The organism is Brevundimonas sp., from assembly GCF_030704825.1.
Taxonomy (GTDB): Bacteria; Pseudomonadota; Alphaproteobacteria; order Caulobacterales; family Caulobacteraceae; genus Brevundimonas.
On the sequence record NZ_JAUYNX010000001.1, the window covers coordinates 124,963 to 145,263 of the forward strand.

Consider the following 20,301-nt stretch of genomic DNA (forward strand, 5'->3'; position numbering starts at 1 on the left):
TGTCCAGGCCGTTGCTAACGGCCGTGCGCCCGCTATGGTCCGCCGCCATGAAACCGCTTCCGGGGCTGGAGGCGGCGGAGACATCGCCCTTGAGTTCCGACCCGCGCATTCTGGTCGTCGCCCCCGACGACAGCCTGGTCGGCCCCCTGTGCCAGGGGCTGGACGCCCTCGGCTGGCGCACCGTCACGGCGCGTTCGCTGGCCGGCGCCATCCAGGTGCTGATCGACTGGCCGCTCGAGACGGTGATCCTCGACGCCCGCCTGCCCGATGGGCCCGGCGGAATCGCCGCCCTGCGCCAGACGGTGTCGCCCCGGCGCCTCCCGATTCTGGCCATCGGGACCGAGGCCGCGGCCTGGGAGCCGGGCCTGGCGGATATCGTCATGTCGATCCCGCCGCACGCGGCCCAGGCCGCGCTGCGGCTGGAGAACATGATCCGCTCCGCCATCGCCGAGGAGGAGGTGTCGCTGCGCGAGGCGACCTTCGCGGCCCGGGGCGAACCCCTGCCCCCGGCGGATCCCGACGCCTCGCCGCTGCGGGTGCTGGCCGCCGGCAAGCCCGACCGCCACTTCCTGGCCCTGTCCAACGCCCTGACCGCCCGCGGCTGCGAGGTGGTGGCGGCGCCCACGCCCTACACCGCCTTCGACTATCTGCACGAACGCCCGTTCGACGCCGCGGTGCTGTGGGGCGCCGAGGACCACGCTCCGGCCCTGTCCATCGCCTCGGGCATGAAGCGGAACACCCGCCTGTATCACATCCCCGCGGTGCTCTATCTGCGCGGCGCGGGCGAGATCAACCTGGCCGAACTGTACAATCGCGGCTTCGCCGACGTCGCCGCCGCCGACACGCCCGAGGACGAAACCGCCGAACGCATCGTCGCGCTCGCCGGGGCCCATCGCCGGCACGTCGCCATTCGCAAGGCGCTGGAGAGCGCGCGCGGATCGGGCCTGACCGATCCGGCCACCGGCCTGTTCACTCCCGAACTGTTCGCCAGCCACCTGGCCCGGGTGGCCGAGGGCGCCCGCCTGCGCCGCCGCCCCCTGTCGGTGGCCGTGCTGCGGGTGTCCGAGAGCGAGGCCGTGGCCGAGGCCCGCAAGGGCGGCTGGCTGGACCGCGCCCTGCCCCAGATCGGGGCCATGGTCTCGCGCCTGATCCGCACCGAGGACACCGCCGCCCGCCTGTCGCCGGACGTCTTCGCCCTGGCCCTGCCCGCGACCCATGGCCCGGCCGGCCGCATCGCCGCCGACCGCATCGCCGCCGTCATCGGCTGCACCGCCTTCGACGCGGGTCCGGACCGCTCGCCCTTCGTGGTGGAGTTCGAGGTCGGCGTGGCCGAGGTCGGGCCCGGCGAGTCGCCTGCCGCCGTGCTGGAACGCGCCTCCGGAGACATTCGCGGCCCGGCCTGATCGCCATTTGACAACTTGATTTGTCTAATGCAGGTTCGCGCCATGACAGCGCGTCCCTCGGCCCTGCTTGACGACCTGGACACGGCCCGGCTGGCGCTGGCGCCGATCCGTCGGCGCATCCTCGCCGCCCTGACCGAGCCGGCTTCCGCGGCGGGCCTGTCGGAGACGCTCGGCCTCCCCCGCCAGAACATCGGCCACCACCTGCGCGCGCTCGAGGCCGCCGGCCTGATCCAGCTGGCCGGGGAACGGCGGCGGCGCGGCTTCACCGAACGCCTGTTCGTCGCCGCCCGGAGCTATGTCTTCGATCCGGCGATGATGCAGGCTCCGCCCGACCCCGACGCGGTCGAGGCCCAGGATCGCCACGCCGCCGACCACCTGATCTCGACCGCCTCGACCATCGTCCGCGATGTCGCCCGCATGCGCCAGGCCGCCGCCGCCGAGGGCGCGCGCCTGCTGACCCTGACGGTCGAGGCTGACGTGACCTTCGCCGCGCCCGCCGATTTCGACGCCTTCACCGAAGAGGTCAGCGCCGCCGTCGCCGCCCTGGCCCGCAAATACTCGGCCCCATCCGGCCGCCGCTACCGCCTCACCGCCGCCGCCCATCCTGCAACGCCCAAACCCGCTCCAGCCAGGAACTGACCGCCATGACCGACGCCGCCCAGCCCATGGAGGACCACGTCCTCGTCGAGGTCACCGTGCCCGCCCCCGCCGACGCGGTCTGGGCCGCCCTGCGCGATCCGGCGCAGATCAAAAACTGGTTCGGCTGGGACGCGGACAGCCTGAAGGACGAGATCGACTTCATCTTCGTCACCCACGCCCAGGCCGACGAGGAACGCCGCACCGTCACCTTCGTCGGCGTCAACGACCGCTACGAGGTCGAGGCGCGCGGCGAAACCAGCCTCGTCCGGGTGGTCCGCTCGGCTCCCGCCGGCGAGTGGACCGACGTTTTCGACGGCATGATCGAGGGCTGGATCTCCTTCACGCAGCAGCTGGCCTTCGCCTTCGCCCGCCACCCCGGCCAGATGCGCCGGACGATCTTCTTCTCCGGCCCGCCGCGGGAGGATCGCCTGGCCCGGTCGCTGCTCGGCCTCGACGCCGCCCCGGCTGCGGGAGAGCCGTGGTCGATGCCGCTGGGCCCCGACGTGGACGCCGCCGGCCAGGTCTGGTTCACGGCGCGCCATCAGTTGGGCGTCACCGTCGACGCCTGGGGCGATGGCCTGCTGGTCGTGCTGGACCAGCCCGGCAACGAGAAAAATCCCCGCGGCTCGACGATGCTGACCCTGACGACCTACGCCCTGTCCGACACCGCCTTCGCCGATCTGGAAAGCCGATGGAAAGCCTGGTGGGACCAGCGTTTCGAAAACGTCGCGCCGGGCTGCTGAGCCTCAGAGCCGGCGGTACATCAGGTGCAGGCCGACGAGGCCTTCGGTCGGATGATCGAAGGCCTCCGGCGCGGTGCCGAGGATTTCGAAGCCCAGCGACCGCCACAGCTTCACCGCCGCGCGGTTCGCCTCGACCACTGCGTTGAACTGCATCGCATGGAAGCCGGCCTCCGCCGCGCCGCGGATCACCGCCGCGCCCAACGCCCGGCCCACGCCCCGTCCGCGGGCCTCGGGCGCGACCATGAAGCTGGCGTTGGCGATATGGGAGCCCGGTCCCAGCTGGTTGGGACCGAATTTCGCCGTGCCCAGCACCCCGCCGGTCCCGTCGACCGCGACCAGCACCACCCATGATGGCGGATTCCAGAGGGCCTTGCCGAACGCCTCAGTCAGGTCGCGCGGGTAGGTGTAGGTCTCACCGGCCTCCGCCGTCGCCTTCACGATCGGCCAGATCGCCGGCCAGTCGGCCGCGGTCGCCTCGCGGATCGTCAGGGTCACGCCGCCCCCGCGACCCGCGCCAGATCGGCGGTGATGCGTTCGGCCACCTTGAGCCGCTCGGCCGCCGTGTCCCAGTCGCCCTTGACCACGATTTTCTGGTCGGGCCGGATCTTCCAGAAGGCGTGGTTCTTCTGGATCAGGCCGACCAGCCCCATCGGATTGGGGAATTCGTTGTTGCGCAGCGTCAGCACCGCCCCCTTGGGCCCGATGTCGATGCGTTCGATGCAGGCGGTCTTGCAGTTGGCCTTGATGCCGACGATGCGCAGCAGCTGCTTCGCCTCGTCCGGCAGCGGCCCGAACCGGTCGATCAGCTCGGCCGCCAGGGCCTCGCGCGTTTCCGAGTTCTCGGCATCCGACAGGCGGCGATACAGGCTCAGGCGAACATTCAAGTCCGGGACGTAATCCTCTGGAATCAATACGGCCGCGCCGACATTGATGGCCGGAGACCAGCCGCGGTCGACGGCGCCCCCGCCCTCGCCCGCCTGGCGCAGCTCGGCCACGGCGTCCTCCAGCATCTGCTGGTACAGTTCGACCCCGACCTCGCGGATATGGCCTGACTGCTCGTCGCCCAGCAGATTGCCGCCGCCGCGCTGATCCAGATCGTGGCTGGCCAGCTGGAAGCCGGCCCCGAGGTTGTCCAGAGACTGCAGCACCTGCAGCCGCCGCTCCGACGACAGGCTCATCGGCCTGTCCGGCGGGGTGGTCAGATAGGCGAAGGCGCGCGCCTTGGCCCGGCCGATGCGGCCGCGGATCTGGTGCAGCTGGGCCAGGCCGAACATGTCGGCCTTGTGCACGATCAGGGTGTTGGCCGTCGGCACGTCCAGCCCGCTCTCGACGATGGTCGTCGACAGCAGCAGGTCGTAGCTTCCGTCGTAGAAGGCGCTCATCACGTCTTCCAGCTGGGTCGGCGACATCTGGCCATGACCGACCACGAATTTGATCTCGGGGACCTTTTCGCGAAGGAACTGTTCGATGTCCGGGAGGTCGCTCAGGCGCGGCACCACGTAATAGGCCTGGCCGCCGCGGTATTTCTCGCGCAGCAGGGCCTCGCGCACCAGCACCGGGTCCCACGGCGTGACATAGGTCCGCACCGCCAGACGATCGACGGGCGGGGTGGCGATGATCGACATCTCGCGGATGCCCGACAGGGCCATCTGCAGCGTCCGCGGGATCGGCGTGGCGGTCAGGGTCAGCAGATGCACATCGGCCCGCAGGGACTTCAGCTTCTCCTTGTGCTTGACCCCGAAATGCTGCTCTTCATCAACGATAACAAGGCCTAAATCCTTGAACCCGACCTGTTCGCTGAGCACCGCATGGGTGCCGACGACGATCTCGAAGCTGCCGTCCTTCAGCCCGGCGCGCGTCTCGGCCGCGTCCTTGGCGGTCACCATCCGCGACAGGTGCCGCACCTTGACCGGCCAGCCGGCGAACCTTTCCGAGAAGGTCTTGAAATGCTGCCGCGCCAGCAGGGTGGTGGGGCAGACCACCGCCACCTGCTGGCCAGTCATGGCCACGACGAAGGCGGCCCGCAGCGCCACCTCGGTCTTGCCGAAGCCGACGTCGCCGCAGATCAGCCGGTCCATCGGCGTGCCCTTGCCGAGGTCCTCCAGCACGTCGCCGATGGCGTTCAGCTGGTCGTCCGTCTCCTCATAGGGGAAGCGGGCGCAGAACTCGTCGAACAGGCCGTGCGGCGGGACGATCGGATCCGAACTGCGCAGCGACCGCTTGGCCGCCAGGGCGATCAGCCCCTCGGCCATGTCGCGCAGGCGGGCTTTCGCTTTCGCCTTGCGCGCCTGCCAGCCCGCCCCGCCCAGCCGGTCCAGCTGCGCCCCGTCGGAATCCGAGCCATATCGGGTCAGCAGGTCGATGTTCTCGACCGGCAGGTACAGCTTGCTGTCGCCGGCGTAGAGCAGCTCCAGGCAGTCGTGCGGCGCCTGCTGGATCTCCAGCGTCTTCAGCCCCTCGTAGCGGCCGATCCCGTGATCCAGATGGACGACCAGATCGCCGGTCGTCAACGCCGAGGCCTCGGCGAGGAAGTTCGACGCCCGCCGCTTCTTCTTGGGCCGCGCCAGCCGGTCGCCCAGCATGTCGGTCTCGGAGATGACGGCGATGTCGTCCGTCTCGAAACCGTGCTCGACCGGCAGGACGCCGCGCAGATACAGGTCCTTCGGCGCCTTGAGCACATCGGCCCAGTTGCGCACGGCGACCACATGCTCCAGCCCGTGATCGGCCAGCATGGCCGCCAGACGCTCGGACGAGCCCTCGGTCCAGGACGCGAACAGCACCTGTTTCCCGGCCGCTTTCACCGCCTCGGCGTGACGCGCCACGGCCTCGAACAGATTGACGCTGTCCTGGGCCCGTTCGGCCGCGAAGCTGCGCCCAAGCCGGCCGCCGGCGTCCTCGCCGGGCCCATGGAAGGGCGACAGCCGCCGCACCCACCGGCCCGCCAGGGCGCCGTTCCAGTCGCTTTCGTTCAGATACAGCCTCTCGGGCGGCAGGGCCCGGTACGCCGCCCCGCCCTTGCCCATGGAGGCGTCGCGCCGGGCCTCCCAGGCGTCGCGGGTCAGATTCCAGCGTTCGGCCCGCGCGGCCTCGACCTGGTTGTCGAGGAACAGGCGGGCGCCGTCGGGCAGATAGTCGAACAGCGTCTCCAGCCGCTCGTAGAACAGCGGCAGCCAGTGCTCCATGCCCTGCCGCCGCGCGCCCTCGCTGACGGCCGAATACAGCGGGTCGTCCCCCGCCGCGCCGAACAGGGCCAGATAGCCGGTGCGGAACCGCGAGATGCTGTCGGCGTCCAGCAGGGCCTCGGACACCGGCGCCAGCGACACCTCGCGCCGCTGTCCGGTCGAGCGCTGGGTCGCCGGGTCGAAGGTGCGGATCGACTCCAGCTCGGACCCGAACATGTCCAGCCGCACCGGCTCCTCGAAACCCGGCGGATAGACGTCGATGACGCCGCCGCGCACGGCGAATTCGCCGCGCTCCGAGACGGTCGAGGCGCGCATGTAGCCGTTGGCGGCGAAATACCGCTCCAGCGCCGCCGTATCGAGGTCGAGCCCCACGGTGGTTTCGAACCCCGCCCCGCAGGTGATCTCGCGCGGCGGGGTGCGCTGCATGGCCGCCCCGACGGTGGTGACGACCAGCATGGGCCGGCTGTCGTCCGGCGCGCGCTGCGCCAGCCGGGTCAGGGCCGCCATCCGCTCGGCCGACACTGACGAGGTCGGGCTCAGCCGGTCATAGGGCAGGCAATCCCACGCCGGAAACTCCACGATATCAATATCATTCGCGAAAAATCGGAAAGCCTGGACGAACTCGCCCATGCGCGCGTAGTCGCGGGCGACGAAGACGCCGACGCCACGGTCCGCCTTCAGCTGTTCAGCGACGGTGAGCGCGTCCAGCCCCTCGGGGGCGCCGCCCAGCTCCCGGTCGTCGCGTCTGGGGGTCATGGCGTCCATCAGCCGGCGCCCTCGGCCACGGCCGCTGCGACGTGATCGCGCATGAAGTCGCGGATCTTCGCCATCACCGGCGTGTCGTGTTCGGCCGGCGTCGGCTCGCTGCCGATGATCCAGGCGTACAGTTGGTGGTCGTCGTCCTGCGCCAGCAGGGCCTCCAGGGAATCCAGCTCCGGTTCCTCCAGCGTCGGCCCGACCCGGTCGACGAACGGGCCCAGAACCAGGTCGGCTTCGCGGAAGCCCCGCCGCCACGCCCGGAAGGCGATGCGCCCGAGCCGCTCCCGGGCCGATCCTTGATTCAGACGTGCGTCAATATCGGCCACAAGCTTCCTTGCCCGGTGAAATTGCTGAGACGCGCCCTCAAGCAGCGAGCCGCCGCGCGGCGAGCGATAGGGCACTTCAATGAGGATGCCCAGATAGCGTTCCAGACGCGCTTTCGCCAGCTATGCTGTCGCGCCATGCGGCCGCAGATTCTCTTTCCCCTGTTCGCGGAGGTCTCCAGCCTGAAGGGCGTGGGGCCCCGGATCCTGCCGCTCGTCCAGAAACTGGCCGGACCGCTGGTCCGCGATGTGCTGTTCCTGTCGCCCTCCGGCCTGATCGTGCGCCGGCCGATGACGGCGGCCAATGCGGTGGAGCATCAGGTCGGGATATTCGAGATCGTCGTCGATCGCCTGATCGTGCCCGGCAAGCCCGGCGTTCCGATCAAGGTGCGCGCTTCGGACGACACCGGCTTCGTGCATCTGATCTGGTTCGGCGGCTCGGCCCAGCACATCGAACGCCTGCTGCCCCGGGGCGAAAAGCGGCTCGTCTCCGGCAAGGTCGAGCGGTTCAACGCCGAGGTTCAGATCGCCCACCCGGACATCTTCAGACTGGAGGAGGCCGGAGACATCGCCGCCGTCGAGCCGGTCTATCCGGCGACCCAGGGTCTGTCGTCGCGCGTGGTGCGCAAGCTGGCGCAGGCGGCGCTCTCGCATGCCCCCGACCTGCCCGAGTGGCAGGACCCCGCATGGCTGGCCAGGAACCGCTGGCCCGGCTGGCGGGCCGCCCTCGAGGCCCTGCACGCGCCGACCTCGGAGTTCGACCTCGCGCCCGACGCACCCGCCCGTCAGCGGCTGGCCTATGACGAACTGCTGGCCCACCAGCTGGCCCTCGCCCGCCGCCGCCGGGCCCGGCAGATCACGCCGGCGCCGCGCATCCGGCCCGGCGAGGCTTCCGCCCGCCTGCTGGCCGCCCTGCCCTTCGACCTGACCGACGCCCAGGTCCAGGCCGTCGCCGAGATCCGGCGCGACCTCGCCTCGGGCGAGCAGATGGGCCGGCTGCTGCAGGGCGACGTCGGCTCGGGCAAGACCGCGGTCGCGGCCCTGGCCCTGGCGGACGCCGCCGCATCGGGCTTCCAGGCCGCCCTTATGGCCCCGACGGAAATCCTTGCCCGCCAGCATTGGCAGAGGCTGGCGCCGATGCTGGAGGCGGCCGGCGTTCCGACAGTGCTGCTGACCGGGCGCGACACGCCCGGCGAACGGCGGACGCGGCTGGCCGCCCTGGCCTCGGGCGAGGCCCGGGTCGCCATCGGCACCCACGCCCTGTTCCAGGACGCCGTCCGCTTCGACCGGCTGGCGCTCGCGGTCATCGACGAGCAGCATCGCTTCGGCGTCAGCGAGCGCCAGCGGCTGCAGGCCAAGGGCGACCCCCGCACGGGCGGCGTCCACCTGCTGACCATGTCGGCCACCCCCATCCCCCGCACCCTCGAGCTGACCCAGTACGGCGAACTGGAGGTGTCCCGGCTGATGGAGAAACCGCCCGGTCGCACGCCGGTCACCACGGCCGTCCTGCCGCTGGCCCGCATCGGCGAGGTCGCGAAACGGCTCAAGGCGGCGATCGACAGCGGGGCGCAGGCCTACTGGATCTGTCCGCTGGTGGCCGAGAGCGAGGCGTCGGACCTCGCCGCCGCCGAGGCCCGGGCCGCCGACCTGCGCCGCATCCTCAAGGTCGAGGTCGGTCTCGCCCATGGCCAGATGCCGGGCGCCGAACGCGAGGCGGTGATGGCCGATTTCGCCGACGGCCGCCTGCCCCTGCTGGTCGCCACCACCGTGGTGGAGGTCGGGGTCGACGTGCCCAACGCCACCATCATGGTCATCGAACACGCCGACCGCTTCGGCCTGGCCCAGCTGCACCAGCTTCGCGGCCGGGTCGGCCGGGGCGCCAAGGCCAGCGCCTGCATCCTGCTGTACGGCGGCGGCGACGACGGCCAGGGGGCGTCTCTGGGCGAGACGGCCCGCCTGCGGCTCGAGACCCTGCGCCGCACCGAGGACGGTTTCGAGATCGCCGAGGAGGATTTCCGCCTGCGCGGCGGCGGCGATCCCCTGGGGCTGAAACAAAGCGGCTTCCCCGCCTATCGCTTCGCTGACCCGATCCGGCACCGGTCCCTGTTGCTGGCCGCCGCCGACGACGCCCGTCTGGTGCTGGGCCGCGATCCCGACCTCGCCTCGCCGCGCGGGGAGGCGGTGCAGGTTCTGGAAGCGCTGTTCGACTGGCGCAACGACCGGCCCGGGATCGACTAGGTCGACCGGCGCGCCGCCCACACCGCCAGCCGCGCCTGAACATCAGCTTCAATATCGCCGTAGAACAGATTGTAAGGACGGGATTTTCTTCGATCCGCCCAACTGCCTGTCTCGCGGAAGGACTCGGTCTTCGGCTCCGTGTGGCGCAACAGGCCGCCGCGGCATTGGGTGGCGATCTCGCGGGCCATCAGGGCCGGCCGGGCGCCCCATTCCAGGCCGGTGGCGTTGGTCGCCCCCTGATGCAGCCGCGCCTCGACCGGCGCCGTGTCGGTCGAGCCGGTGACCGGATTGACGCACAGGGCGGCGCGGTCGCCCAGATCGACCAGCCGTCCCCGGTCGTCCCAGACCAGCGCCCGCCGCAGCCGTCGCCGGCCCGCCCCGTCGTTGCCCTCGCTGACCGGCGACCATGCGACGACGCAACCGACCTGATCGCGCCGCGCGCAGGGCGGAACCCCGGCCGGCAGCCCGTTGGCCGGAACCACGACGTCGGCCAGATAGACCGCGACCAGCCGGCGGCGCAGGGCCTCGTCGCCCGCGATCCGCTCCCGCACCAGCCGCCCGGTCAGTTCGCCGCCCTGTTCGACCCCCGCCAGCACGATCGGCCCGGCCGGATGTCGGGCGATCCAGGCGTCGAAGGCGGCGGCGACGTCTCGCCAGGCGAAGGCCCGCGCCTCGCGCGCGTCTTCGCGCAGCGTCAGCCGGGTGTAGAGGCTGCCCTGCCGGTAGCGGGGCGCGCTGATCGCCCCCGCCCGCGCGAACGGGCCGGCGTAGTTGGGCAGCACCACCCGCTTCAGCCAGGCGTCGGCCTCGGCGTCCCCGATCGGGCCGTTCCACTCGCGCCCGCCGTTGTAGGTGGTCGAATGCACGAAGAAGACCGCCGCCGGTCCGGAGTCCGCCGTGCGGACGTCGCGCAGGGCCCAGGCGGCGGGATCGCCGTAGTCCGGCGCCGGCGGCGGCTGGTAGGTCTGGAACGGCACCTGGGGATCCAGCCCCGCCCGCAGGATGTCCCCGCGCCACACCGCCACCGCCGTGGCCAGCACCAGCACGACGGCCAGCCCGGTCCAGCCGACCCACTGGCGCAGGGTCATCCCGCCGGCCTTCATCGATACGGATCCGCCGTGGCCAGGAAGTCCTGCACATAGCGCCGCACGCCCTCTTCCAGCGGCGTCGACTGTCCCGCGAATCCGGCGGCGCGCACCCGCTCCATCCGGGCCTCGGTGAAATACTGGTATTTGTCGCGGATGCTCCCGGGGGTGTCGACGTATTCGACCCGGGGCGCCTTGCCCGCCGCCGCGAAGGTGGCGTGGGCCAGATCGAGGAAGGAGCGCGCCTGGCCCGAGCCGGCGTTGAACACGCCCGAGACGTCGGGCGCCTCCAGCAGCCATTCGACCATGTCGACCACGTCGTCGACGAAGACGAAGTCGCGCATCTGGCCGCCGTCGGCATAGGCCGGGTTGTGCGAGCGGAACAGGGTGACCGGCTCGTCCGCCTGGACCTTCGGCCAGATCTGGGCCACGACCGACTTCATCCCGCCCTTGTGATACTCGTTGGGCCCGTAGACGTTGAAGAATTTCAGCCCGGCCCATTGGCCCGGCGCATTGTGCGACCCGGCCTGGCGCACGGCGTACTGGTCGAACAGATATTTGGAATATCCATAGGCGTTCAGCGGTCGGAGCGCAGACAGGGAGCGAAGATCGTCATGGTCCTCGAAGCCCAGGCCGCCGTCGCCGTAGGTCGCCGCCGACGAGGCGTAGATCAGCCGCGCGTCGCGCAGGGCGCACCAGTCCCACAGGTCGCGCGACAGGCAGAAATTGGTCTTCAGGATCAGGTCCGCGTCGGGCTCGGTGGTGGAGGAGATCGCCCCCATGTGGATCACGGCCTCGATCCGCTCCGCGTGCCGCTCCAGCTGCAGGAACAGCTCGTCCGGGGACCAGAAGTCGGCGATGGCGTGTTTGGACAGGTTCCGCCACTTACCGAGGTCCGCCGTCTCGAGACGGTCGCAGACCACGATGTCGCGCCGGCCCTCGTCGCACAGGCGCGCGACGATGTTCGAGCCGATGAAGCCGGCCCCGCCCGTCACCACGATCATGCGCCGGATCATGTTCCGCCTTTCAGTTTCTCGACCGTCTTCGTGGTCGAATAGCCGTCCTCGAACGTCGCCAGCCTGACCTCGCCGCCCCAGCTCTCGACCAGATCGCCGCCGACCACGCCCTCGCGCGTGTAGTCCGCGCCCTTGATCAGCACGTCCGGCCGCAGCCGTTCAATCAGGGCCAGCGGCGTGGGATCGTCGAAGGCCGTCACCCGGTCCACGGACTGAAGCCCGCCGATGACCACGGCCCGGCTGTCCAGATCGTTGATCGGCCGCCCCTCGCCCTTCAACCGCCGCACCGAGGCGTCGGTGTTGAGCGCCACCACCAGCCGGTCGCACCACGACCGCGCCTGGGCCAGATAGGCCACGTGGCCGCGGTGCAGGATGTCGAAACAGCCGTTGGTGAAGCCGACCTTCAGCCCCTGCCGCTTCCAGCCCTCGACCACATGCGCCAGCTCTTCCAGCGGCATGACCTTGGCGTGGGCCCCGGCGGCGTGCTGGCTCATCTCGGCGTCGATCAGCTCGGCTGGCGTCACCACCGCCGTGCCGGCCTTGCCGACCACCACCCCCGAGGCGAGGATGGCGAATTCCACCGCCGTCTCCAGCGAGGCGCCCGCGCCCAGGGCCAGGCCCAGCGCCGCCAGGCCGGTGTCGCCGGCGCCCGAGACGTCGAACACCTCGCGCGCCCGGCCGGGGAAATGCTTCGCCGCCCCTCCGCGCCGCATCAGACTCATGCCCTTGCCGGCGCGGGTGACCACCACCGCCTGCGCCGTGGTGATGTGCATCAGGGCCTTCAGCGCGGCCTCGACCTCGGCGTCGGTCTCGACCGGCAGGCCGGTGGCGCCGGCCAGTTCGCTGGCGTTGGGCTTGATCAGATCGACCGCGCCGTAGCGGGCGAAGTCGCGCCCCTTGGGGTCCACCACCACCGGAGCCCCGCTCTTCTCGGCCGCCGCCAGCGCCTGGGCGATCACCAGATCGCTGACCACACCCTTGGCGTAGTCCGACAGAAGATAAACGGAAGAACCTGTAAATGCGTCGCTTTCATCGCCCATCAGCGCCGCCGCCTCCTCGTCCAGCCGCAGCAGCTGCTGGCCGGCGGCGACGAAGCGGGTCTTGACGATGGTGGCCACGCCGGCCCGGCGTTCGACAGCGTCCTCGATGCCCGGCTCGGCGGCGATCAGGGCCGCCAGCTCGTCGCCGGCGGCGTCCCGGCCCGCCACGGCGCCCAGCCGGGCGATCCCGCCCAGCGCCGCCACATTGCGCGCCACATTGCCGACCCCGCCCGGCATGGCCGTGGTCCGCCGCGTGCGCAGAACCGGGATCGGCGCCTCGGGCGATATCCGGCTGACCTCGCCATAGACGTAGCGGTCCAGCATCAGGTCGCCGACGCAGGCGACCCTGACCCCGCGCACGCGCTCCAGCAGCGCCTGCAATTGTCCGAGATCGAGCGTCCGTTCAGCCATCTCCTTGGCCTATCGGATTCAGTGCGCCCCAGAAAGGGGAATGGCCGCCATCCGCGCCTTGGTCAGGTCGTCATAGGCGATCAGATCGGCGGCCAGGGCCTCGAACTGGTCCAGCGGCACCATGTTCGGCCCGTCCGACGGGGCGTTGTCCGGGTCCTGGTGTGTCTCCATGAAGACCGCGTCCACGCCCACGGCCACCGCCGCGCGGGCCAGCACCGGCACGAACTCGCGCTGCCCGCCCGAGGAAGTCCCCTGCCCGCCCGGCTGCTGCACGGAATGGGTGGCGTCGAACACCACCGGACAGCCGATCTCGCGCAGGATCGGCAGCGCCCGCATATCCGACACCAGCGTATTGTAGCCGAAGCTGGCCCCGCGCTCGCAGGCCATGACGTTCGGATTGCCGGCCCCGACCACCTTGGCGATGACGTTCTTCATGTCCCAGGGCGCCAGGAACTGGCCCTTCTTGATGTTGATGACCTTGCCGGTCGCCGCGGCGGCCAGCAGCAGGTCGGTCTGGCGGCACAGGAAGGCCGGAATCTGCAGCACGTCCACGGCCTGTGCGGCGATGCGGCAATGCTCCTCTGTGTGGACGTCGGTCAGCACCGGCAGGCCCGTGACCTCGCGGATCTCGGCGAAGATCGGCAGCGAGCCCTCCAGGCCGAAACCGCGCGCGGCGGTGGCGCTGGTCCGGTTGGCCTTGTCGAAACTGGTCTTGTAGATGACGCCGACGTTCAGCCGTTCCCCGATCTCCTTCAGCGCATGGGCCATTTCCAGCGCGTGCTGGCGGCTTTCCAGCTGGCACGGCCCGGCGATGAAGACGATCCGCTGGCCGCCGCCGATGGAGACGGGCCGCTTCAGGCCTTCCTTGATGTCGATGACGGCGTTGGGCTTGGACAAGGCGAATTTCCCGGATTTGCGGCTGGCGGCGCGCGGTTGATGCCGCACGCTTGCGGCGATCAGGTGGCGTCGGAGGACGAGGTTCGCAAGCTATCAGGAGCCCGGCCGCATGACCACCGAGGGCGACCACCCTCAATAACGGCGGGACGCTTGCGAAGAGGCCGACGGGCGCCGATGTCTCCCTCGACCCGGGGAGCATGAGACGATGCGGACGGACGGTCAGGCCGCCAATGTCGGGAAGGGGATTGACGCCCGTCCGTCCTCCATCGGACAGTCTCGCTTATGACGTCGGTCACCGCCGAGCGCCTCGAGATCACCGCCCGCACGCCGCGCGGGTTCGCGATGTTGCTTCGCCTGCTGGGATCGAACTGGACCTTCGGCCGGCTGACGGTGCTGTTGCCGAACGGCGAACGGCATCTGCTGGAGGGGCCGGAGCCCGGTCTGTCGGCCACCCTGGACATCCGCGACTACCGCTTCGCGCGCCGCGTGCTGGCCTCCGGCGATATCGGCTTCGCCGAGGGCTATATGGCCGGCGAGTGGGAGACGCCCCAGCTGGCGACCCTGCTCGAGACCCTGGCCCGCAATCACCAGCACATCCGGCGCCTGGTCGAGGGCAATCCCGTGATGAAGGCGATCCACTGGCTGTCGCACCGGATGAACCGCAACAGCCGGTCCGGGTCGAGGAAGAACATCCACGCCCATTACGACCTGGGCAACGCCTTCTACGCCGCCTGGCTGGACCCGACGATGACCTATTCGTCGGCCCGCTTCACCCGCGCCGGCATGGCGCTGGAAGCGGCCCAGCGCGAGAAATACGCCTCGCTGGCCCGGGTCATGGACCTCGGCCCCGACCAGTCGGTGCTCGAGATCGGCTGCGGCTGGGGCGGTTTCGCCGAATTCGCCGCCGGGGAGATCGGGGCCAGGGTCACCGGCATCACCATCTCGAAGGAGCAGTACGACTTCGCCCGCCAGAGGATGTTCAACGCCGGCCTGACCGAGCGCGCCGACATCCGGCTGATCGACTATCGCGACGTGCAGGGCCGCTTCGACCGCGTCGCCTCGATCGAGATGTTCGAGGCGGTGGGCATGGAGTACTGGCCCGCCTATTTCGGCAAGATTCACGACGTGCTCGAACCCGGCGGCCGGGCCGGGCTGCAGATCATCACCATCGATGACGCCCTGTTCGGCGGCTACAACAAGCGGACCGACTTCATCCAGAAATACATCTTCCCGGGCGGCATGCTGCCCTCGGAGGAAAGCCTGCAGCCGGTCATCGAAGGGGCCGGCCTGCGCTGGCAGGACGTCGAGCGGTTCGGTCAGGACTACGCCGACACCCTGAAGCTGTGGGACGAACGCTTCCAGGCGGCTTGGGGCGATATCCGCCGCATGGCCGGCTTCGACGAGCGGTTCCGCCGTCTGTGGCGCTTCTACCTGGCCTATTGCGAGGCGGGCTTCCGCGCGGCCCGCACCAATGTGATCCAGCTGGCCCTGACCCGCCCCTGACCTGGGCGTCGTCCGCCGTGCTAGACAACGGCATGAGCGACGACGGCCCCCTGATTTCGACCACCGACCTGTCCGCGACCCTCTGCGATCCCGACCTGAGACTGGTGGACGCCAGCTGGCACATGGACGGCCGGGACGCGCGCGCGGAGTTCGAGGCGGAACGGCTGCCCGGCGCGGTCTTCTTCGACGTCGACGGGGTCTCGGACCCGGCCTCGCCCCTGCCGCACATGCTCCCGACGCCAGAGGCCTTCGCCGTCTCCATGGGCGGTCTGGGCTTGTCCGTGACCGACCGGATCGTCGTCTATGACAGCCTGGGCCTGTTCTCGGCCGCCCGCGCCTGGTGGATGCTCAGGACCATGGGGGCCGCCGACGTGCGAGTGCTGGACGGCGGCCTGCCGAAATGGCGCGGCGAGCACCGGGCGCTCGAGCACGGCCCCATTCCGCGGGGACGCCCCGTCCCGTTCGCCGCCCGCCTCGATCCGGCCGCCGTCGCCGATCTCGACGCCGTGCGAACGGCTCTCGCCGGAGAGACCCAGGTCCTCGACGCCCGCAGCGGCGCGCGATTTCGCGGGGAGGTTCCCGAGCCGCGACCCGGGCTTCGTTCCGGCCATATGCCGGGCGCCCTGAACCTGCCCTTTCCCGCGCTCCTGAACCCGGACGGGACCATGAAACGCGGCCCCGAACTGGAAGCGGCCTTCCGCGCCGCCGGCGTGGACCTCGACCGCGCCGTCGTGACCACCTGCGGCTCCGGCGTCACCGCCGCCATCCTCAGCCTCGGCCTCGCCGTTCTCGGCAGGCCGTCGCGCCTCTACGACGGCAGCTGGGCCGAATGGGGCGGACGGGCGGACACGGAAGTGGCGTCCGCCCCGCCCGTCTGAGCCTCAGTTCGCCGGCGCGACGTCCGGCAGGGGCAGATCGTCCGGCACGATGTCGTCGCTCTCGCCACGCGACACCACCGTCGCCGCCACCAGGTCGCCGGTGACGTTCAGGGTGGTGCGGCACATGTCCAGGAAGCGGTCGACGCCGAGGATCAGGCCGATGCCCTCGGCCGGCACCCCGACCATGGTCAGGATCAGGGCGATGACCGGCAGCGAACCCGCGGGCACGCCGGCCGTGCCGATGCCGCCCAGGATGCAGACCAGCATAACCACCAGCTGCTGCTGCAGGTTCAGGTCGACGTTGAAGAACTGGGCCAGGAACAGGACCGTGACCCCCTCGAACAGGGCGGTGCCGTTCTGGTTGGCCGTGGCCCCGACGGTCAGCACGAAGCGTGAGATGCGTTTCGGCAGCTTCAGCTTCTCTTCCGCCGCCTTGATGGCGATCGGCAGGGTGGCGTTGGACGAGGCGGTCGAGAAGGCCACCACGAACGGCTCGCGGACGCCGTTGGCGAATTTCAGCGGATTCATGCCGCCGAAGATCCAGACCAGCAGCGGATAGACGATGAACATGTGGATCGCCATCGCCCCCACGGCCACGCCCGCATAGGCGCCCAGCCGGATCAGCAGGTCCCAGCCGAACACCGCCGAAAGGTTGAACATCAGGGCCGCGATCGCGAACGGAGCCAGTTTGATGACCAGGTTGATGAGCTTCATCATCACCTCGAACAGCCCCTGCAGGGTTTCCTGCAGCCGGTCCGTCGCCGGCGACTTCGCCATCACCATGCCGATGCCGAAGATCAGGGCGAACACCATCACCGGCAGGATCTGGTTCTCGGCCGCCGCCGTGAAGACGTTGGACGGGATCATGTCGAGGAAGAATTGCCCCGCCTCTATGCTCTTGGGCGCATTGCCGACGATGGCCGAGGCCCCCTCGGCGCCCTGGGCCAGCAACTGCTGCGCCAGCAGGGGATCGACCCCGTCTCCGGGGCGGAACCAGTTGACCATGCCCAGGCCGATGCCCACCGCGATGGCCGAGACCACGATGGTGAAGGCCAGGGTCTTGAACCCGACCCGGCCCAGCGACTTCAGGTCGCCCATCTCGGCGACGCCGACGGCGAGGGCCGCGAACAGCAGCGGCAGCACCAGCATGAACAGCAGGCGCAGGAAAATCTGGCCGACCGCCTGGACGATGTCCATCACCCAGGGGAGGACCTCCAGACCGTTCAGGTTGACGTACAGCCCTCCGCCGAGGCCGACCACGAAGCCGACCAGCATCCAGAGATAGAGCGGAATCCCGCCGCGTTTCGTCGTTTCCATGCGTCCCCCCGGCCCCTCGGCCGATGTCGTTATCGGATCGGCAGGGCGTAGATCAGCCCGCCCGGCGTTGCGTTCCATTGTGCGTTAAGCCCGCGGGCCAGGTCGAGAGGCGAATCCGTTCCGACGTTCCGCGAAAAGATTTCACCATAGTTTCCCTCGGCTTGGATCGCCGACTTCGCCCAATCCTTGCGCAATCCCAGCAGCGGCCCGATCTCCCCCTCGACGCCCAGCAGCCGGCGAATCTGCGGATTGGGAGATTCCCCGGCCAGCCGGTCCGCGTTGCCGCTCGTGACCCCCAGCTCCTCGGCCAGGATCAGGGCGTGCAGGGTCCAGCGCACGATCGAGGTCCAGGCCTCGTCGCCGCGTCTGACCGCCGGGCCCAGAGGCTCCTTGGAGATCACGTCGGGCAGCAGGGCGTGCTGTTCGGGATTGGACAGGGTCGTCCGCGCCGCCGCCAGGGCCGAGATGTCCGCGGTCAGGGCGTCGCAGTCCTCCCGCGCATAGGCCGCCCGCGCCGCCTCCTCGTTCGCGCCCGGCACCGGCGTGTATTCCAGGTCCCGCGCCCGGAACCAGTCCGCCACGTTCAGTTCGGAGGTGGTGGCGCGCTGGACGCACACCCGGGCGCCGTTCAGCTCGGCCGCGCTGGCCAGGTCCAGCGATCGCCGCACCAGGAATCCCTGGCCGTCGTAATAGTTGACCCCGGCGAAGCGGATTCCTTCGCGAGCCTCCCGCGTCAGCGTCCACGAGGTCGAACGCCACAGCACGTCGACCCGCCCGCTGCGCAAGGCCTCGAACCGCTGGCTGCCGGTCAGGGGCACGAACCTGACCGCCCGGGCGTCGCCCAGCACCGCCGCGGCCAGGGCGCGGCAGAAGTCGGCGTCGAAACCGCGCCACTCGCCGCGATTGTCGGTATAGGCGAAGCCGACCAGCCCCTCGTGCACGCCGCAGTTCAGCCGGCCGCGCCGCTTGATCGCGGCCAGGGTCGGGCTGGCGAATTCCGGCGCGGCCGTCTGGGTCCCGGGCTCGGCCTCGGCGCCCTTTCCGGCGTCGGCCTCGGGCTCGCCGCGCCCGCAGGCGGCCAGGATCAGCCCGATCAGGAGCGCCAGCCCCGCGTCCGCCGCTCTCCGCCCCGCCCGTCGTGTCCGCATCCGCGCCTCGCCGAAATTCGTCAGACCTTGCGCCCCGCCTGCTTTAGAGGCCTTTGGAGACTGAACCGCAACCCTTCGTCCCGGCCCCCATGTCCGATCGAACCGACCGCACCCGCCTGATCGCATCCGCCACCCGCCGGGGTTCGGGACGCCGCCCGGTCAGCCCGCCCGTCGAACGCGCCTCCACCCTGCTCAACGACGCGCCCGGGGCCCTGAGGGACGAGAGCCTCGGCCCGGTCTACGGCATCGAGGACCTGTCCGCCGCCCGCGAGCTGCGCGCCCTGCTGGCCGACCTCGAGGGCGCCGCCGACGTCTGGCTGGTGCCGTCCGGCCTCGCCGCCGTCACCGTGCCCCTGACTGCGCTGCTGCGGTCCGGCGACGAGGTGCTGACCACCGACGCCCTCTACGGCCCCAGCCGCCGCTTTCTGAAGCGGCACATGGGCGCCCGCGGCGTGACGACCGTCTTCCACCCCGCCGAGGCGACGACCGGGGCCGTCCTCGCCGCCCTCACCGACCGCACCCGCGTCCTGCTCATCGAATCGCCCTCGTCCCTGACCTTCGAGATGCTGGACGTCCCGGCCCTCGCCGCCGCCTGCCGGGCGCGGGGCGTGCTGACGGTCATGGACAACACCTGGGCCGCCGGCCTGGCCTTCCGCCCCCTGGCCCACGGCGTCGACGTCAGCGTCCAGGCGGTGACCAAATACGTCGCCGGCCACTCCGACCTGCTGATGGGCTCGATCGCCGTCGCCGACCCGGCGGTCGGCCGGTCCATCGCCGAAACGCTCGAGGACCTCGGCTGGCGGGTTTCGCCCGACGACGCCTGGCTGGCCCTGCGCGGCGTCCGCACCCTGCCGCTGCGCTACGCCGAACAGGCCCGCTCGGCCCTCATCGTCGCCGACTGGCTCAAGGCCCGGCCCGAGGTCGCCGGGGTCCTCTATCCCGCCCTGCCCGGCTCGGTCGGCCACGACCTCTGGCGCCGCGACTACGCCGGCGCCGCCTCCATCCTCGGCGTCGTCACCCGGGGCGGAGACGAGGCCGCCGCCCACGCCCTGCTCTCGGCGCTGGAACTGTTCGGCCTCGGCTATTCCTGGGGCGGGTTCGAAAGCCTGATCACCCACGAGACCGGCCAGCTGGCGGGTCGCCGCTCGCCGCCGAAGCTGGCCGGCGAACTTCTGCGCCTCCATGTCGGTCTCGAGGACGCGGCCGACCTGATCGCCGATCTCGAGACCGGCCTGGCCGCCTGGCGCGCCGCCGTCAGCTGACCTTCGCCCGCGCCGCCTTCAGCCGGGCCTTCAGCGCGTCCCGCGCCCTCGTCTGACTCCGCCCAAGCGCCCCGGCCTCCCGCTCCAGCGCGTCGCGCCGCGCGTCCAGGGCCGCCGTCTCGTCCGCCTGGGCCTCGTCCAGCGCCGCCAGCTCGGCCTCCAGCGCCTCGACCCGCGCCACGTCCTTCGCACTCGGGCTCCGCTTCGCCTTCGCCCTGGGCGCCGCCGTCTTCTCCACCTTGCCGATATCCACGGACAGCCCGCGCTCGATCAGTTCCCCCGGCGCTTTCAGCGCCGCCTCCCTGTCCGGCCCCTCCGCCGCCTCCACGGCCGACCCGTCCTTGAACAGGTCGCGCTTCACGCCCCAGGCCGCCAGCGCCCGGGCCCGCGACGGCGCCGCCACCGTCCACGAGTGGAAGCCGTCGGAATACGAAAAGACCTTCAGGGCGCGCGCCAT

General features: G+C 70.8%; 17 protein-coding genes. 7 read left to right on the forward strand and 10 right to left on the reverse strand.

Annotation, left to right across the window (positions count from 1 at the left end; translation table 11 throughout):
- Positions 1-89: 89 nt before the first annotated feature.
- Genes Q8Q71_RS00660 through Q8Q71_RS00670 form a run of 3 tightly spaced genes read left to right on the forward strand, consistent with a single transcriptional unit; the run spans position 90 to position 2,785 of the window.
- A complete protein-coding gene (locus tag Q8Q71_RS00660) occupies positions 90-1,403 on the forward strand; it encodes a diguanylate cyclase domain-containing protein (protein WP_305757762.1) in 1,314 nt (437 codons plus the stop codon).
- Between the two features lie 42 nt (positions 1,404-1,445).
- On the forward strand, positions 1,446-2,042 hold the full coding sequence (locus Q8Q71_RS00665; RefSeq protein ID WP_305757719.1) for a winged helix-turn-helix domain-containing protein: 597 nt from the start codon (positions 1,446-1,448) through the stop codon (positions 2,040-2,042).
- Between the two features lie 5 nt (positions 2,043-2,047).
- On the forward strand, positions 2,048-2,785 hold the full coding sequence (locus Q8Q71_RS00670) for an SRPBCC domain-containing protein (protein ID WP_305757720.1): 738 nt from the start codon (positions 2,048-2,050) through the stop codon (positions 2,783-2,785).
- 3 nt (positions 2,786-2,788) lie between these two features.
- Here the strand turns inward: Q8Q71_RS00670 and Q8Q71_RS00675 are convergent, their stop codons facing one another.
- Genes Q8Q71_RS00675 through Q8Q71_RS00685 form a run of 3 tightly spaced genes read right to left on the reverse strand, consistent with a single transcriptional unit; the run spans position 2,789 to position 7,052 of the window.
- The gene (locus Q8Q71_RS00675; protein ID WP_305757721.1) at positions 2,789-3,280 is read right to left on the reverse strand and encodes a GNAT family N-acetyltransferase; all 492 of its coding nucleotides are present in this window, start codon (positions 3,278-3,280) and stop codon (positions 2,789-2,791) included.
- Positions 3,277-6,723 (reverse strand): transcription-repair coupling factor, encoded by a 3,447-nt coding sequence (mfd, locus tag Q8Q71_RS00680; RefSeq protein ID WP_371315912.1) that lies wholly within the window; start codon positions 6,721-6,723, stop codon positions 3,277-3,279. The genes Q8Q71_RS00675 and mfd overlap by 4 nt, the downstream gene beginning before the upstream one ends.
- 8 nt (positions 6,724-6,731) lie before the next feature.
- A complete protein-coding gene (locus Q8Q71_RS00685; RefSeq protein ID WP_305757723.1) occupies positions 6,732-7,052 on the reverse strand; it encodes a succinate dehydrogenase assembly factor 2 in 321 nt (106 codons plus the stop codon).
- 135 nt (positions 7,053-7,187) lie between these two features.
- Here Q8Q71_RS00685 and recG point away from each other — a divergent pair, with 135 nt between their 5' ends.
- On the forward strand, positions 7,188-9,287 hold the full coding sequence (gene recG, locus Q8Q71_RS00690) for an ATP-dependent DNA helicase RecG (RefSeq protein WP_305757724.1): 2,100 nt from the start codon (positions 7,188-7,190) through the stop codon (positions 9,285-9,287).
- Here recG and Q8Q71_RS00695 read toward each other — a convergent pair.
- The 4 genes from Q8Q71_RS00695 to kdsA are packed head-to-tail and all read right to left on the reverse strand — an operon-like array spanning position 9,284 to position 13,736.
- Entirely contained in the window at positions 9,284-10,390 is a 1,107-nt protein-coding gene (locus Q8Q71_RS00695; RefSeq protein WP_305757725.1) for a DUF3089 domain-containing protein, read from the reverse strand. The genes recG and Q8Q71_RS00695 overlap by 4 nt on opposite strands.
- Entirely contained in the window at positions 10,387-11,388 is a 1,002-nt protein-coding gene (rfaD, locus tag Q8Q71_RS00700; protein WP_305757726.1) for an ADP-glyceromanno-heptose 6-epimerase, read from the reverse strand. The genes Q8Q71_RS00695 and rfaD overlap by 4 nt, the downstream gene beginning before the upstream one ends.
- Positions 11,385-12,839 (reverse strand): D-glycero-beta-D-manno-heptose 1-phosphate adenylyltransferase, encoded by a 1,455-nt coding sequence (gene rfaE2 / locus Q8Q71_RS00705; RefSeq protein WP_305757727.1) that lies wholly within the window; start codon positions 12,837-12,839, stop codon positions 11,385-11,387. The genes rfaD and rfaE2 overlap by 4 nt, the downstream gene beginning before the upstream one ends.
- 18 nt (positions 12,840-12,857) lie before the next feature.
- Positions 12,858-13,736, reverse strand: coding sequence for a 3-deoxy-8-phosphooctulonate synthase (kdsA, locus tag Q8Q71_RS00710; protein ID WP_305757728.1), 879 nt, complete (start codon positions 13,734-13,736; stop codon positions 12,858-12,860).
- 282 nt (positions 13,737-14,018) lie between these two features.
- On the opposite strand from kdsA, the gene Q8Q71_RS00715 reads away from it, so the two are divergent.
- Both Q8Q71_RS00715 and sseA read left to right on the forward strand, forming a co-directional pair.
- Positions 14,019-15,239 (forward strand): class I SAM-dependent methyltransferase, encoded by a 1,221-nt coding sequence (locus Q8Q71_RS00715; RefSeq protein ID WP_371315913.1) that lies wholly within the window; start codon positions 14,019-14,021, stop codon positions 15,237-15,239.
- A 32-nt stretch (positions 15,240-15,271) separates the two neighbouring features.
- Positions 15,272-16,117 (forward strand): 3-mercaptopyruvate sulfurtransferase, encoded by an 846-nt coding sequence (gene sseA, locus Q8Q71_RS00720; RefSeq protein ID WP_305757729.1) that lies wholly within the window; start codon positions 15,272-15,274, stop codon positions 16,115-16,117.
- 3 nt (positions 16,118-16,120) lie between these two features.
- Here sseA and Q8Q71_RS00725 read toward each other — a convergent pair whose 3' ends face one another.
- Entirely contained in the window at positions 16,121-17,434 is a 1,314-nt protein-coding gene (locus Q8Q71_RS00725; protein ID WP_305757730.1) for a dicarboxylate/amino acid:cation symporter, read from the reverse strand.
- A 29-nt stretch (positions 17,435-17,463) separates the two neighbouring features.
- Entirely contained in the window at positions 17,464-18,582 is a 1,119-nt protein-coding gene (locus Q8Q71_RS00730) for an amino acid ABC transporter substrate-binding protein (RefSeq protein ID WP_305757731.1), read from the reverse strand.
- Between the two features lie 89 nt (positions 18,583-18,671).
- Here Q8Q71_RS00730 and metC point away from each other — a divergent pair, with 89 nt between their 5' ends.
- The gene (gene metC, locus Q8Q71_RS00735; protein ID WP_305757732.1) at positions 18,672-19,844 is read left to right on the forward strand and encodes a cystathionine beta-lyase; all 1,173 of its coding nucleotides are present in this window, start codon (positions 18,672-18,674) and stop codon (positions 19,842-19,844) included.
- On the opposite strand, the gene Q8Q71_RS00740 is transcribed toward metC, so the two are convergent.
- Positions 19,837-20,301: a hypothetical protein gene (locus tag Q8Q71_RS00740; RefSeq protein ID WP_305757733.1), complete on the reverse strand. Its 465-nt coding sequence runs from the start codon at positions 20,299-20,301 to the stop codon at positions 19,837-19,839. The two genes, metC and Q8Q71_RS00740, sit on opposite strands and share 8 nt — an antisense overlap.